General features: G+C 63.6%; 13 protein-coding genes. 4 read left to right on the top strand and 9 right to left on the bottom strand.

Annotated features, from left to right (window positions below):
- Positions 1-25 precede the first annotated feature (25 nt).
- From ACNKU3_RS09835 to ACNKU3_RS09845, 3 genes are all read right to left on the bottom strand, one after another.
- Complete coding sequence (locus tag ACNKU3_RS09835; protein WP_418259278.1) at positions 26-787, bottom strand: SDR family NAD(P)-dependent oxidoreductase; 762 nt, start codon at positions 785-787, stop codon at positions 26-28.
- A 144-nt stretch (positions 788-931) separates the two neighbouring features.
- The gene (locus ACNKU3_RS09840; RefSeq protein ID WP_418259279.1) at positions 932-1,660 is read right to left on the bottom strand and encodes a TetR/AcrR family transcriptional regulator; all 729 of its coding nucleotides are present in this window, start codon (positions 1,658-1,660) and stop codon (positions 932-934) included.
- A gap of 66 nt (positions 1,661-1,726) precedes the next feature.
- Positions 1,727-2,425, bottom strand: coding sequence for a TetR/AcrR family transcriptional regulator (locus tag ACNKU3_RS09845; RefSeq protein WP_418259280.1), 699 nt, complete (start codon positions 2,423-2,425; stop codon positions 1,727-1,729).
- A 210-nt stretch (positions 2,426-2,635) separates the two neighbouring features.
- Between ACNKU3_RS09845 and ACNKU3_RS09850 the strand changes: the two genes are divergently transcribed.
- The gene (locus ACNKU3_RS09850; protein WP_418259281.1) at positions 2,636-3,307 is read left to right on the top strand and encodes an SDR family NAD(P)-dependent oxidoreductase; all 672 of its coding nucleotides are present in this window, start codon (positions 2,636-2,638) and stop codon (positions 3,305-3,307) included.
- Positions 3,308-3,316: 9 nt separating this feature from the next.
- On the opposite strand, the gene ACNKU3_RS09855 is transcribed toward ACNKU3_RS09850, so the two are convergent.
- A complete protein-coding gene (locus tag ACNKU3_RS09855; RefSeq protein ID WP_418259282.1) occupies positions 3,317-3,613 on the bottom strand; it encodes a MoaD/ThiS family protein in 297 nt (98 codons plus the stop codon).
- On the bottom strand, positions 3,610-4,725 hold the full coding sequence (locus ACNKU3_RS09860; RefSeq protein WP_418259283.1) for a WD40/YVTN/BNR-like repeat-containing protein: 1,116 nt from the start codon (positions 4,723-4,725) through the stop codon (positions 3,610-3,612). The genes ACNKU3_RS09855 and ACNKU3_RS09860 overlap by 4 nt, the downstream gene beginning before the upstream one ends.
- 108 nt (positions 4,726-4,833) lie before the next feature.
- On the opposite strand from ACNKU3_RS09860, the gene moeB reads away from it, so the two are divergent.
- Positions 4,834-5,979 (top strand): molybdopterin-synthase adenylyltransferase MoeB, encoded by a 1,146-nt coding sequence (moeB, locus tag ACNKU3_RS09865; protein WP_418259284.1) that lies wholly within the window; start codon positions 4,834-4,836, stop codon positions 5,977-5,979.
- An 18-nt stretch (positions 5,980-5,997) separates the two neighbouring features.
- On the opposite strand, the gene ACNKU3_RS09870 is transcribed toward moeB, so the two are convergent.
- Genes ACNKU3_RS09870 through ACNKU3_RS09880 form a run of 3 tightly spaced genes read right to left on the bottom strand, consistent with a single transcriptional unit; the run spans position 5,998 to position 8,386 of the window.
- Entirely contained in the window at positions 5,998-6,660 is a 663-nt protein-coding gene (locus ACNKU3_RS09870) for an exosortase H-associated membrane protein (RefSeq protein WP_418259285.1), read from the bottom strand.
- The gene (gene xrtH / locus ACNKU3_RS09875) at positions 6,650-7,153 is read right to left on the bottom strand and encodes an exosortase H (RefSeq protein ID WP_418259286.1); all 504 of its coding nucleotides are present in this window, start codon (positions 7,151-7,153) and stop codon (positions 6,650-6,652) included. Before xrtH ends, ACNKU3_RS09870 begins: the two co-directional genes overlap by 11 nt.
- A gap of 36 nt (positions 7,154-7,189) precedes the next feature.
- Positions 7,190-8,386 (bottom strand): patatin-like phospholipase family protein, encoded by a 1,197-nt coding sequence (locus tag ACNKU3_RS09880; protein WP_418259287.1) that lies wholly within the window; start codon positions 8,384-8,386, stop codon positions 7,190-7,192.
- 431 nt (positions 8,387-8,817) lie between these two features.
- Between ACNKU3_RS09880 and ACNKU3_RS09885 the strand changes: the two genes are divergently transcribed.
- Entirely contained in the window at positions 8,818-10,440 is a 1,623-nt protein-coding gene (locus tag ACNKU3_RS09885; RefSeq protein WP_418259288.1) for a trypsin-like peptidase domain-containing protein, read from the top strand.
- Positions 10,441-10,565: 125 nt separating this feature from the next.
- Here ACNKU3_RS09885 and ACNKU3_RS09890 read toward each other — a convergent pair whose 3' ends face one another.
- Positions 10,566-12,443: a TolC family outer membrane protein gene (locus ACNKU3_RS09890; protein ID WP_418259289.1), complete on the bottom strand. Its 1,878-nt coding sequence runs from the start codon at positions 12,441-12,443 to the stop codon at positions 10,566-10,568.
- Positions 12,444-12,736: 293 nt separating this feature from the next.
- Between ACNKU3_RS09890 and ACNKU3_RS09895 the strand changes: the two genes are divergently transcribed.
- Positions 12,737-13,426 (top strand): transglutaminase-like cysteine peptidase, encoded by a 690-nt coding sequence (locus ACNKU3_RS09895; protein WP_418259290.1) that lies wholly within the window; start codon positions 12,737-12,739, stop codon positions 13,424-13,426.
- The last annotated feature ends 13 nt before the right edge of the window (positions 13,427-13,439 follow it).

Below are 13,439 nucleotides of genomic sequence, written 5' to 3' on the forward strand. Positions count from 1 at the left end.
CGCGGAAAGCATGGCTGTAACAGGCTCAGCCGGCGGTGATGCCGTTGTCGAGGTTGATACAGGCACCGTGGTAGCCGCGGGCGGCGTCGGTGGCGAGGAACGCGACCATTGCCGCCACGTCCTCGATTTCCACCAGTCCGCGCAGGGGTACGATGCGCGACAATAGCGATGAGTCCGCGTCCTGGAGGTCGGCCAGGCCGGCGGCCAGCGCGGTCATCATGCCGCCCGGCGCCACCGCGTTGATACGGATGGTCCGGTGCATGTACTCCATGGCAAGGGAACGGGTCATGTGGGTCAGGCCGGCCTTGGTGCTCGAGTAGGCCGCGAGATAGGCCTGGCCCATGAACGCCGCACAGGAGGTAACGTTGACCACCGCGCCGTGGGTTTCCAGCAGATGCGGTATCGCGGCGCGGATCAGCTTGAACGGCGCGGTGAGGTTGACCGCCATCGTGGTCTCCCATTCGCGGTCGGTCATCTCGGTGGCGTGCCGCGGGAAGAAGACAGCCGCGACGTTGCACAGGGCGTCGAGGCGACCGAACTCCGCCACTGCGGCGGCCACTGCCGGCCCGCAGTTGTCGGTCGCGGCGAGATCGACGACCTGCACCTGCGCAGCAACCCCCAGCGCCCGCACTTCCGCCGCGACTGACTGCAGGGCTTCCCCATTGATATCCAGCAGGCTGATATCCGCACCCGCGCGCGCGAGACTGAGGGCGGTAGCGCGTCCCAGGCCTGCGGCAGCACCGGTTACCAGCGCGGTTTTGCCGCGCATGTCGGATGGTTTGAGCATCTCTTGTTATCCTCTTGAGTGAATGAGCCGAAAGTGAGTCGAACCAGTTCCAGCGCCAAAGATCACGCGGTAGGGCGATTCACCACCAGCCTGTGGACCTGGTAGCAACCGGTATTTTTATTCGGCGCCGATCGCGGTATCGGCCTATGCCGGCTGGCTATCGGCTAACGGGACGCTTTCACCAGCGGTAATCCTGTCGAGCAATGTCCCGTCTTCCAGCAGTCTCTCCAGGTGCGGGAATGCCTCGGCGCGCATCACGCCGTGCAGCATGAGGCGCAGGACTTCCCGGCGCATGCGCCCGGCCATAGCGAGGCGATCCTGCTTGTTGTGGGCCCGCGCGCGCACCCACACAGGCCAGAGGAAATAGCCCGCGAGGATCAACACCGACAGGGCTTCGGCATCGATGCCGTCCTCGCTGACCTCGCTGTCGGCAAGGCCCTGGCTGGCTGCGACGAAACGCTGGAAAAATACATCTTCGCCGGGATCGTCCGCGGCGAGAATCTCGAACAGCCAGATGCGGCCGAGGTCGGGGTTCTCCACGGCGAAATCGACCAGGCCGGAGATCACCTCGTAAATCGGTCGCTGGTTGGAATCGCTGGGGTAACCCGCCGGGTCGATAGAGCCAAACACCCTGGTGAGGAGGTGTTCGCTCACCGACTGCACCGTCGCCTTGATCAGTTCTTCGCGGGTTTCAAAGTGCTGGTACGCAGTGCCGCGGTTGACCCCGGCGACGTGCGCCACCTTGCTCAGGCTGAGGCCATCGGGGCCGTCGGAGGCCAGCACCTTGCGTGCAGCGGCGAGTATTGCTTCCCGGGTGGCTTCCGGGTTGCGCGGCCGGCGCGTACTGCCCGGGGCTGGGGACCTTTCCGCCATAATGAACACCATTGTCGTCTATTAGGCGATTGTGTGCCGCGCATGGCAGCCTGTCAACCGCAGCGCTCAGTTGCGCGGAAACTTGTCCCGCAGGTAGGACTGCAGCAGGGCGTGGCTGTCGGCGTGGATGACGCCGTGCATGTTCAGGCGCAGGATCTCGCTGGCAAAGCGCCGCGCCATCTGCGTGCGCGCCCGCTTGCCCCTGGCGTGGGCGCCAACCCAAACCGGCCAGAGGAAAAACCCGGACAGCATCAACACGCTGATCACCTCGACATCGATATCCGGTTCCGCCGCGTCGCCCTCGATCAACTCCTGCAGGGACAGTTCAAAACGCTGGAAGAAAACGTCCTCCCGGGGGTTATCGCGGGAGAGCAGGTCGAACAGCCAGATGCGGCCGATCTCCGGGTTATCGATGGCGAAATCCGCAAGCTGCAGGTTGAACTCGGCCATGCTGCTGATGACATTGGTCAGACGCTGGCCGCGGGTCGCCGCAGGCGTACGCCGCGCCTCCTCCGCCGCCGTGGGGAAAACCGCTTTTAGCAACTGGCTGCTCACCCAGTCCAGCGTGGCGCGCACCAGGTCCTCGCGCTGCTCGAAATACTGGTAGGCGGTGCCGCGATTGATGCCGGCCAGTTTCGCCACAGCGGAGACACTGAGCCCTTCCTGGCCGTCCTGGGCAAGAATGGTTTTCGCGGCCTCGAGGATCGCCGCCCGGGTTTTTTGCGGGTTGCGGCGCCGCTTGGGCCGTGGAATTTCGCGAGGCATGCACTGTTCCCCTGGTAGGTGCCTGACTGTCGGTGCAGGGTTTCTTATTGGTTACGGCGCGTTATATCAGCTGGCGATTGCAAGCGCCAACCCCGGCCTGCAGTGGATATCCATCGGGATGCCGGCACTCCCGTATCACGGCGTCGGTTGCGACTCACCAAGCATGTTTATATCCTAGCGCCCTCACTCCATCCGCTAAGGAACCATACCATGCTCGATAGTCACCGCATCGTCATTACCGGCGCCGCCGGCACACTCGGCCAGGCCGCTGCCGAAAAAGCCCGCGCCTCCGGTGCCTATGTCATCGGCCTCGATATCGTCGACACCGACAGTGTCCCCAACACCGATGAGTACTACCAGCTGAACCTGATGGATCGGGACGCCACCAAAGCCCGTTTCGACACTTTCGGCAGCATCGACGCGCTGTTCAACATCGCCGGCGGTTTCACCATGGGCGACACCGCGTTTGATCCCACTTCCGAGCAATGGGACAAGCTGTTCGCCCTTAATGTGAACACCATGCGCAACGCGACCATGGCCGCGGTGCCGCTGCTGACCCGGAAGCCGAAAAGCGCGATCGTCAACATCGGCGCGATGGGTGCGCTCAAAGGTATCGGCACCATGAGTGCCTACTGCTGTTCCAAGGGCTCGGTCATGAAACTCACCGAGAGCCTCTCCGACGAGTTGCGCGAGAGCGGCGTCAACGTCAACGCGGTTCTGCCCAGCGTCATCGACACCGCGCCCAACCGGGAGAGCATGCCCGACGCGGATTTCTCCAAGTGGGTTTCCCCGGCACAGCTGGCTGAGGTGATCTGCTTCCTCGCCTCCCCCGCTGCCAGCGGCATCCACGGCGCCCTGCTGCCGGTCCGCGGCCTCTCCTGAGCCAACCGGTCAGCCGCCCGACAGGGCGCCGACCACCAGGAAAGGCTCCTCCCCGGAGACCACGGCCGCCGGCAGTGGTTCGTCCGGGGAGGCATCCGACAGGTCCCGCTTGCAGGCGAAGAAACGCACATAGGCCCGACGCCTGCCGGAATGCGGATCGCGCATGGTGCCCCGCAGCATCGGGTAGCGCGATTCGACCTCGCCCAGCAGCGCACGCTGGGTAACTTCTCCCTTCAATTCGACAAGCACCGGCCCGCTGATTTTCGCCAGCCGGTACAGCGGAGTCGGCAGCACAACCTCGATCACGGCAGGTACTGCACTTCCAGCGACAGCACCGGGGGCAGGTCGCGGGCGAGGGTCTGCCAGCTGTCACCGCTGTCCGTCGAGGCGTAGACCTGGCCGCCGGTGGTCCCGAAATAGATCCCGCAGGGATCGATTGCATCCACCGTCATCGCGTCCCTGAGCACATTCACGTAACAGTGGGACTGCGGCAGGCCATTGCCCAGGGCCTCCCAGTCGTTGCCGCCGCTGCGGCTGCGGAATACCTGCAGGCGCCCGTCCACGGGGAAGCGCTGGTCGTCACCGGTGAGGGGTACCACGTAGATGGTTTCCGGTTCCTGGGCGTGCACGGCGATGGGGAAACCGAAATCGCTGGGCAGGTTGCCACTGATCCTGTACCAGTTGTCACCGGCGTCGTCGCTGCGCATGACATCCCAGTGCTTCTGCATGTAGAGCACGTCGGGCTGGGCGGGATGGGCGGCGAGGCGGTGCACACAGTGCCCCACTTCCGCATCCGGCACCGGCATCTGCGCGGAGTGCAGGCCGCGGTTGATCGGCTTCCAGGTCTCGCCGTAGTCGTCGCTGCGGAAGGCCCCTGCAGCGGAAATCGCCACCGTGATGCGGCCGGGATGGGCGGGGTTCAGCAGGATCGTGTGCAGGCACATACCGCCGGCGCCGGGCATCCAGTCGGGCCCGGTGCCATGGCCGCGCAGGCCGGGCAATTCCCGCCAGTTCTGCCCCCCGTCCTCGGACAGGAACAGGGCCGCGTCCTCGATGCCGGCGTATATTTTATCGGGGTCGTCCGGCGCCGGTTCGAGGTGCCAGACCCGCTTGAACTGCCAGGGTTTCAGGGAGCCGTCGAACCACTGGTGGGTACCGACGTCGCCCTCGTAGTCGAAGGCATTGCCCACCGCATCCCAGGTCTTGCCGCCGTCATCAGAACGCTGGATAACCTGGCCGAACCAGTCGCTGACCTGGGAGGCGTAGATACGCTGCGGATCGGCGGGAGAGCCCGCCATATGGTAGATTTCCCAGCCTGCGAAATGCGGGCCGTCGATACGCCAGTCATTGCGATCCTCCGCGGCGGTAAGAATAAAACCGCCCTTGCGGGTACCCACCAGTAATCTCACGCCAGCCATGCCAACCTCCCAGCCGCTTCGCGGGCCTGCGCCCATCACACCGACTATAATCTTAGTCGGGCTCACCCGCGCCGCAACTGCGCCAGAAAACCGGAGTTTGTTGTCCCCATGCCTGAGCTGAACAAGGCGGAATACCTGCGCTACAGCCGTCACCTGGTCATGCCCGAGATCGGCCCCGCGGGCCAGCAGCGCCTGAAGGCCGCCCGCGTACTCTGTGTCGGTGCCGGCGGGCTGGGTTCCCCGGCGGCGCTCTACCTTGCCGCCGCTGGTATCGGGCACCTGGGCATTGCCGAGTTCGACACCCTCGACCTGAGCAACCTGCAACGGCAGGTGCTCTACGCCAGCGACGAGGTTGGCCAGCCCAAACTTGACGCAGCATGCGCGCGTCTCGCGGCGCTCAACCCGGAAATCACCATCCAGCCCCACCCGATGCGACTCGAGGCCGACAACGTCATGGCGCTGATCGAAGGCTATGACGTGATCATCGACGGCAGCGACAACTTTGCCACCCGCTACCTGCTCAACGCCGCCTGTATCGCCGCAGGAAAACCCGACGTGCACGCCAGCGTGCTGCGTTTCGAAGGCCAGCTGACAGTGTTCGACGCACGCCAGGGCCCCTGCCTGCGCTGCCTGTTCCCCGAACCGCCGCCAGCGGAACTGGTCCCCTCCTGTTCAGAGGGCGGCGTACTGGGGGTCATACCCGGCATCCTCGGCAGCCTGCAGGCACTGGAAGCCATCAAGCTGGTGCTGGGTATCGGCGAACCCCTTATCGGCAGGCTCCTGCTGGTTGACGGCCTGGGCATGCACTTTCGCGAACTGGAACTGCGCAGGGACCCACAATGTCCGGGCTGCGGCCCGCACAGGGAAAGCAGCGGCAGTTACGAGGTTTTCAGCGCCAGCTGGGCGGCGCACAACGGTGGTTCTGCCCAGCCCGCTGCCAGCACCATCAGCCCTGCGGCACTGGCGGTGCGGCTGGCCGGGGGAGACCCGCCGCGGGTACTCGACGTCCGCCAGGCGCAGGAGTACGCCATCGCCCATATCGAAGGCTCCCTGCTGCTGCCACTGGATGAACTGGAACAGGGCCTCCGGCAACTGGACCCCACTGCACACTATGTGCTCACCTGCCACCACGGCGGGCGCAGCGAACGCGCCTGGCAGCAGTTGCGGATGGCGGGCTTTGAGCGAATCAGTGTGCTGGAGGGCGGGATTGACGCCTGGGCGCTGACCGTCGACAGGGAACTGCCCCGCTACTGAGCGCAATTCCCGGGGGTATCAGTCGCGCTCCGCTGGCGCCCCGGATAACAGCGAATGCCCCGCAGTTTCCGCGGGCGTTTCCTCATCGCGGCGGAACACGCCGCGCAACAGCGGGGTATCCCAGTTCTGCCAGATCCACAGCGCTATCGGCGCGATGGTCGGGATGATCAGGACGTTCAGCTGGTAGAACAGCGCGATCAGGTTGCTGTTGGGCACCAGCACCCCGGGCTGGTCCAGGAACAGGGGACCGAGGTTGACCATCAACTGCTTCAGGCAAAGGCTGACGACACCCAGCAGGAACAGTGGATACAGCACCATGACCCCGGTGAGAAAGCTCCACAGGTACTCTTTTTTCTGGGTGGCGAAATGCAGCGCAGCATAGAACGCGAAGGAGTAGGACAGGATGCCCGGGTTGATGGTGAAACCCAGCTGGTACTCGGACTGGGAGGGCGGAACCGGGGTGCCGTTCAACTCCCCGAAACGGGTGAGCAGCACAGTGTCGGCGCCATGAAACTGCAACTGCTCCACAATCGTCGGAAACCAGGTCTTGAGGATCAGATCGACGAGCCCCACCACCGGCATGGCCAGTGGCTGCGCCGCCACGGTCCACAGGGCGAAGCAGGGCAGGATCAGGACGAATGCGAACAGCAGGAACTGGCGCAGCGCCCGGTCAGGCTGCATGGACCGCTTCCATCTGCGACTTCGACAGGTGGCGCAGGTAGAGGATAAACACGATCAATACGTCCAGCATGATCAATGCCGGCCACAGGTAGAGGTGCACCCAGGAGAAGACTTCCAGGTTCCAGTCGCCGAGATAGAACAGGCTGATGATGCGCACCAGGTTCAGCGCCTGGATGGCGAAAAAACCCACCAGGATCGCCACCAGGCGCTGCTTCCAGCTGGCGGGGAAGGCCAGCACGGCGGCGACCAGGACAATGGTGGCTTCTACGCCATTACAGCCCGCCTCAATGGATACGGCGAAGCCGGTATCGCGGAATTGCAGGACCTTGCCATAGGCCATGACATTGGGATCGAAGGGGGACACCAGGGCGGCGCTGATTTTCGCCAGCATACCGGTAAACGGCACGACCACGTGCTCCTGCACCGGATTGAGCATCTCCAGGGTGAACAGCGCCACCAGCACCACGGAAAAAATCACGAAAAAACGTTTCAAGCCTGCGACCCTGACATTTATTTACCGCGCATGGTATCACGCCCTACCGGTCAGCAGCAGTGGGTCACGCGGCCGGAAAAACTGCTCCAGCATCTCGCGCTGGCTGAGTGCGTCGCGGTAACCGGTGTCGATCAGCTCGCGGCAGAATTCCCCCTGGAACAGCAGGTAACTGGCAAGGCTGGTACCGCCACCGCGCGGGGTAGCGCCGGTGATATTCAGCAGGGTACGCATCGCCGGTGGCAGGCTGTGCAGGTGGTGTGAGGCGATCTCGTCAATCTCGATCGTCGGGTTGATGCACAGGAAATCCACCTCGCGCAATCCGCCGGCGTAACTGTGCGGATTTTCGTTGTGCATCATGCCGACCAGTTCGTTGATGCGCTCGAGGTGTTCCATGTCATTTTCCAGCGCATCGATGAACGCACTGTTGAATACGTGGCCGAGCATGCGCGCCAGCGAGGGCGTTCGGTTCTGCATGCGCGCCACCGCGGGCCGGGTCCGGTTGCCGCTGACACCCACGACCATGATCCGCTGCGCGCCCAGGTGCAGGGCCGGACTGATCGGCGAAAGCTGGCGCAGGGCGCCGTCGCCGAAATAGGTATCGCCGATGCGCGCGGCGGGCAGCAGCGTGGGAATGGCCGACGAGGCCAGCAGGTGCGCGACCGAGAGTTCCGCGGGAACCCCCTTGCGGCGATGGCGATTCCAGGGCGGCAGCATCTCCCGGTCGAGGCCACTCTGGAAAAAGGTTATCGACTCGCCGGTATCGTAACTGGAGGCGGTGACGCCGATGGCGTCGAGTTGGCCGCTGTCGAGGCGGCGCTTGAGGTCGCCAAAATCGATCGTCCGGTGCAACAGTTCCGCCAGCGGCGCCGTATCCAGCAGGGCCAGCGGCTTGCCGACACCGGTGCCGCGGTGAAACAGCGACACCAGCAGGCGCAACATGCTTCCCGCCAGGTCGCGATAACCCGCACGGTAAACGTGTTCCACGCACAGGTTACTCCAGATGCGTTCGACCTTTTTGACCGCGAGGCGGAAATTATTGGCGGAGGCACCCAGGGCCACGGCGTTGATCGCACCCGCCGATGTGCCGGTGATAATGGAAAACGGGTTGTGAGCGTGTTTCGGCAGGATTTCCGCCGCGGCCTTGAGCACGCCGACCTGGTACGCCGCCCGCGCACCACCACCGGTCAATACCAGGGCGGTGCGATCGATGGCGGGTGGATGGGGCGGATTCATCTCGTCATTATGGACAAAACACAACGAGGATTGCCAGCGGTTGAGGCCTTGTGAACCACGACGTTGTAAACCGGGGACTGGTAACTTGTGCCAAAGGTAAGGCGTGTGACGGAAACTGCCCGCTGGAAGCGGGTGGCGACATGAATGTCGCCACCCAAGCCTGCACATGGATGTGCGCTTTTTGGCGTGTCCCTGCGGGCAGATTCTGTCTCGCGCTCGGCGGGCACACTACCGTCATGTAACTAAACTGACCCTATAGCTTCGCTGATAATAAAGTACGATTCAGGAACCGAACCCCGTTTCCACTAAACTCTGGTGGGCTACATCCATGACCGCCTACGCAGGGCTACCAGCAGGAAAGCTTGCTCAGTATTATCTGTGCTGCATAAACGCGACAATAACGCGAAGACCAGGGCGAGGACTACATCAGCATGATTAGTGCAGGGGAAAATTCCCGATGTCGGCGACACCGCCGCAGGGCAGTGGCGGGGTCGCCCGGAAACCTTGTACTGCTGGCACCTGCGCTGGCACTGCTGGCCGTACTGGCGGGCTGCAGTTCGTCCCCGGGCGGTCGCGAGGCCACCGGCTCACGCGCTGAAAACGACCTGCAGTCCGGCGTCTGCCCACCCTCGATCATCGATTCCCGCGGCCGCAATGCCGAGGGCGACTACCGCTACGGCAAGGGGCAGGATACCGCCACCCTCGCCCGACTGAGGGACCGCGAGGTGGCCAACTGCGCGCGGGCAGCGTCCTCCGGGGACACCCGTTCACTGTCTCTGGTCGCGGCCTTTTACCGCGACAGCCAGCGTACCGGTGAACTGCTCCCGATACTGGAGGCTTACGTGGAGAATGGCAGCGACCGCGCCACTCTCGCCAACAGCGGCACCTTTCTCTACCGGGCCTACGCCAGCGGCAGGCAGGGCGTACCGGCCGACCCGGCCAAAGCCTTTCGCTACCTCAGCGTCGCCGTCAACAACGGCGCCCCGGACCTCGAGATGACCTACGCCCAGGCCCTGGTGACCCGCGGACTCTACGACGACGCCCTGCGCGCACTGGAAAAACTCGCCGGCACGCAGGATCCGGAATTGCGCTGCGAGGCGGAACTGAGCCTTGCGGAACTGTATTTCGGGGCCAGCCCGCGCCACGAGAACTGGAATATCGGCTATTACTACTGGCGCCGGGGCCTGGAACTGGCGCAGAGCCCGGACTGGGGTTCCTGTGCCAAGGACAACTTCGTTTACGGCGAACGCTATTCCTATGAGTCGAACCGCAAGCGCTATGTCGACGAGCGCATCGCACTGATGAGTTCGGCCCAGCGCCAGGTGATCGATGAGGCTCGCCGCAACCCATCGCGGGGCTACCCTTTTGTCGCCGCGCTGAGCTTCCAGCGACCCGCGGGCGCAGCGGCGCGCGGCAGTGCTGAGAGCGTCGCGGCCAGGCCCGCCGGCCTCGGCGGCTGGCCCGCCTGGCGCCCCCTGTCATCATCCCTGTGCGGCCTGTACGCGGTGAACCGCTACGGCGACTGGAGCAATGTCTTCGAGATCAACTCGCCGGCAGTGTGGGGCGTGGACTCCCGCAACGGCAACAGCCAGGTCCAGGGTTCCGCGATCGCCGTGGGGCCACAGGAACTGGTCACCAATTGCCACGTGATTGAAAATCCCGGCAACATTACGCTGCGCCGCATCGGGCAAAATTTGCCGGCAAAAGTCGCGGCAGCGGATCGCGAGGGGGACCGCTGCATATTGTCGGTGGATCGCCCGCTGCCGTCGTTCGTGCAGAACGCGCGTGCCCACAATGGCCTGAGGGTGGGTGAGGATGTCGCCGCCATCGGCAATCCCAGGGGGCTGGAAACCTCGCTGTCGCGCGGCATCGTGGCGCAGAAGCGCAGCCGGGATAACCTGCAACTCATCCAGACCGACACGGCCATCTCCGCCGGCTCCTCCGGTGGTGGCCTGTTTGACCGCTCCGGCAACCTGGTCGGCATCACCACCTTCACCATATCCAGCGGCCAGAGCCTCAATTTCGCCATTGCCATCGACGAGTTCTGCCACTGAAGCGGCAACCGGGGCAGGACCGCGAAGCGGGAGGCCCATTCCTGCCGGCATTACCCGACACAAACAGAAAGGGCGCCCTCAGGCGCCCTCTCGAACCGGTGCAATACCGGCATTAGCGGTACAGATTACTTCACAACGTCCATCACCATTTCCACGCGACGGTTCTTCGCCCGCCCTTCAACGGTGTCATTGCTGGCAATCGGCTGGGTCTGGCCGTGGCCGATAGCTACCAGTTGTTCCGCCGGGATGCCGTGTTCGTTGATCAACATGGTACGCACCGCGTTGGCGCGACGCTCGGAAAGCCACAGGTTGTATTCCGGCGTACCGGTGGTATCGGTGTGGCCTTCCACGGTGGCGCGAACACTGGGATTTTCACGCAGCACTGCCGCGGCCCTGGCGATCTCGCTGTCGTAGGCTGAGCGAATCACCGAGGAATTGTGCTCGAACTGAACGTCGAGATCGAGAGAGACCATGTCGCCCACGTCGCGGTAGCGCTCGTTGCCCGCCGCCAGCCCGGCCAGCGCCGTCGCTGCGGTCGGGTCGGCCTTGGCGTTGAGGCGCTCGAACAGCGCGTCGCGATCGACCGAGGCGGGCATCGGTGCCGCCTGCGGACACAGGGCCTGGGCATTCTCGTCATCCGCGTCGCGGGAGAAATCCAGGTCCAGGGTGGCGAGTTTGTCGGCGTTCAGGCCGTTGACGTCCAGGGATGCCAGCAGCAGGCCCATGTTCGACAGGGTGCGCGCCTGGGCGGCAGCGAGGTCGGTCTGGGCACTGATGTTGGCGCGCTGGGTATCAAAGAATTCGTTCTGCGAGTCAAGCAGGTCGAGCAGGGTGCGCTGGCCGATATCAAACTGGTCGCGATAGGCGCGCCGGGTCTTGTCCTGGGCCATCATGTTGCGCTGGGTGAGCTCCACCTGCTGTTCCAGGGACTGGATATCGTTGAAGGCGATGGACACTTCCTGGCGCACGTTCAGGCAGGCCTGCTTGCGCTCCTCGATAGCGGCGTTGTACAGGTTGTAGTACTCGCGCTTGCGGGCGCTGTCGGCGCCGCCGCGGAACAGGTTGTACTGGACCACCAGCTCCACCGCTTCCTCGTCGTAGCGTCCCTCTACACCGTCGGTATCGTGCTCGACCTCGTTGCGGTAGCGCAGGTCGAGACGGGGCATGAAGGGCGCGTTGGTGGCGTTCAGGGCTTCCTGGGTGGAGCGCAGGTTCTCGATGGCGGCATTGATCACCGGGCTGCGCTGGTAAGCCATCTGCAGGGCGGCTTCACGCAACTCGGGGATATTGGTATCCGGTACCGCCGGCAGCTGCAGGTCATCGGCCGGCATGGCGTGCACCACACGCTCAAAGCGGGTGATCACGTCGTGCAGGTTGGTAATCTCGGTGACCACGTTGGATTCCGCCAGCGCGATACGGGCTGCGGCCTGTTCGAGGTCGACACCCTGGCTGACACCACCGCCGGTACGCTCCTCGATCTTTTTGAAGACCTCGCGGTGCACCAGGTAGTTGTCCTGGGCGAACTTCACCAGATTCTGGTACTTGACCGTATCCAGGTAGGCAATCACGGCTTCCAGCGCCGCTTCTTCCGAGGAGCGCTTGAAATCGTAGTAACGGGAAAGCTTGGCGTAACCCAGGCGGGCCACCTCGTCGCGGGTGGCGAAGCCGTCGAAGAGCATCTGGGTGATGCTGAAGCGGGTGGCGTCGCGGCTGTAATCACCGAAATCTACCAGCGGGGTCTCGCGGTCTTCCCTGCCCCACTCGGAATACAGGTCAGCGCTGGGGAAGTAACCACCGCGCGCACCGCGCTCCGCTTCGCGGCTGGCTTCAAAGTTGTACCAGTCCGCGTTGACCCTGGGGCTGCGCATGACCCCACGGGTAACGGCAGTGTTGAAATCGCCAACGATGCCGGTTTCTGCGGGCGCCTCGCTTTGTCCCCATACGCCCGTAGCAAGCCCCATGGTGGCTGCCAGAACAGCCACCCTCATACGATTCAGTTTCATTCTAATATCCTGTAATTGCCCCGATTCACCAGCCAGGCATGGGTAATAGGCGTGGCTGTACTAATTTCGCACACAAGTTGTTCAGTTTAATATAAGTTGGATGCCCCTTTAGACGTGCTAAAGGTCAGTAAATCTATGAACTACGTCACATTTTGAACTCCCGAACCCACTTCTCCCGGCTGATTTCGGGCTGCCCTGACCTTTTGTATCCTATAAAGTAGTCTAATATTCTCACGCGTCCAGCCCACATTACAGGCGCTGACAGGAAGTCACTTACCCCATCTGAGGCCTTGGTGTTGGCATTGATCGTGCAGGCAAGATATTTCCCACGACCGGTTCTTGCGCTGCTGGCATCCCTTCTCGCCGCCACGCTGGTCTGGGGACAGCTCGACTTCGACCGGATGCGCAGTATTGCCCAGCAGCGCTATGGCACTTCCACCGTAGCGCTGGTGGACGAATGGCACGCCACCATAGACGCCATGCAGTCCATGCCCGAAGCGCAGAAACTGAAAACCGCCAATGACTTTTTCAACCGGCGCATCCGCTGGGTACAGGACCCGGAAGCCTGGGGCCAGGCGGATTACTGGGCAACACCGCTGGAGACCATGGGCAACGGCATGGGCGACTGCGAGGATTTCGCGATTGCCAAGTACACCATGCTCATACTCGGTGGCGTAGACGTCGACCGCCTGCGCATCACCTACGTCAAGGCCCAGATGGGCGGGCCCCAGAGCAGCATTCACGCCGCGCACATGGTGCTGGCCTACTACCCGACACCGAGCGCGGTTCCCGAGATTCTCGACAACCTGATAACCGATATCTACCCGGCCACCAAACGCACTGACCTGACCCCGGTTTACGGCTTTAACAGCAAGGGCCTCTGGGTTGGCGGCAGGGCGGCGCCCGCCACCACCGACCCCGGTGCCAAACTCTCCCGCTGGCGGGACCTGCTGCAGCGCGCGGCCGCCGAAGGGCTGGGTTAAACGATGAGAAACG

This window comes from Haliea sp. E17 (assembly GCF_048323675.1).
Lineage (GTDB): Bacteria > Pseudomonadota > Gammaproteobacteria > Pseudomonadales > Halieaceae > Mangrovimicrobium.

Excerpts from the sequence above, each read along its gene's own strand:
- ACNKU3_RS09860 (WP_418259283.1), bottom strand. The coding sequence starts at position 4,725 with ATGGCTGGCGTGAGATTACTGGTGGGTACCCGCAAGGGCGGTTTTATT.
- ACNKU3_RS09890 (WP_418259289.1), bottom strand. The coding sequence starts at position 12,443 with ATGAAACTGAATCGTATGAGGGTGGCTGTTCTGGCAGCCACCATGGGG.
- ACNKU3_RS09870 (WP_418259285.1), bottom strand. The coding sequence starts at position 6,660 with ATGCAGCCTGACCGGGCGCTGCGCCAGTTCCTGCTGTTCGCATTCGTC.
- moeB (WP_418259284.1), top strand. The coding sequence starts at position 4,834 with ATGCCTGAGCTGAACAAGGCGGAATACCTGCGCTACAGCCGTCACCTG.
- ACNKU3_RS09850 (WP_418259281.1), top strand. The coding sequence starts at position 2,636 with ATGCTCGATAGTCACCGCATCGTCATTACCGGCGCCGCCGGCACACTC.
- ACNKU3_RS09885 (WP_418259288.1), top strand. The coding sequence starts at position 8,818 with ATGATTAGTGCAGGGGAAAATTCCCGATGTCGGCGACACCGCCGCAGG.
- ACNKU3_RS09845 (WP_418259280.1), bottom strand. The coding sequence starts at position 2,425 with ATGCCTCGCGAAATTCCACGGCCCAAGCGGCGCCGCAACCCGCAAAAA.
- ACNKU3_RS09835 (WP_418259278.1), bottom strand. The coding sequence starts at position 787 with ATGCTCAAACCATCCGACATGCGCGGCAAAACCGCGCTGGTAACCGGT.
- ACNKU3_RS09880 (WP_418259287.1), bottom strand. The coding sequence starts at position 8,386 with ATGAATCCGCCCCATCCACCCGCCATCGATCGCACCGCCCTGGTATTG.
- ACNKU3_RS09840 (WP_418259279.1), bottom strand. The coding sequence starts at position 1,660 with ATGGCGGAAAGGTCCCCAGCCCCGGGCAGTACGCGCCGGCCGCGCAAC.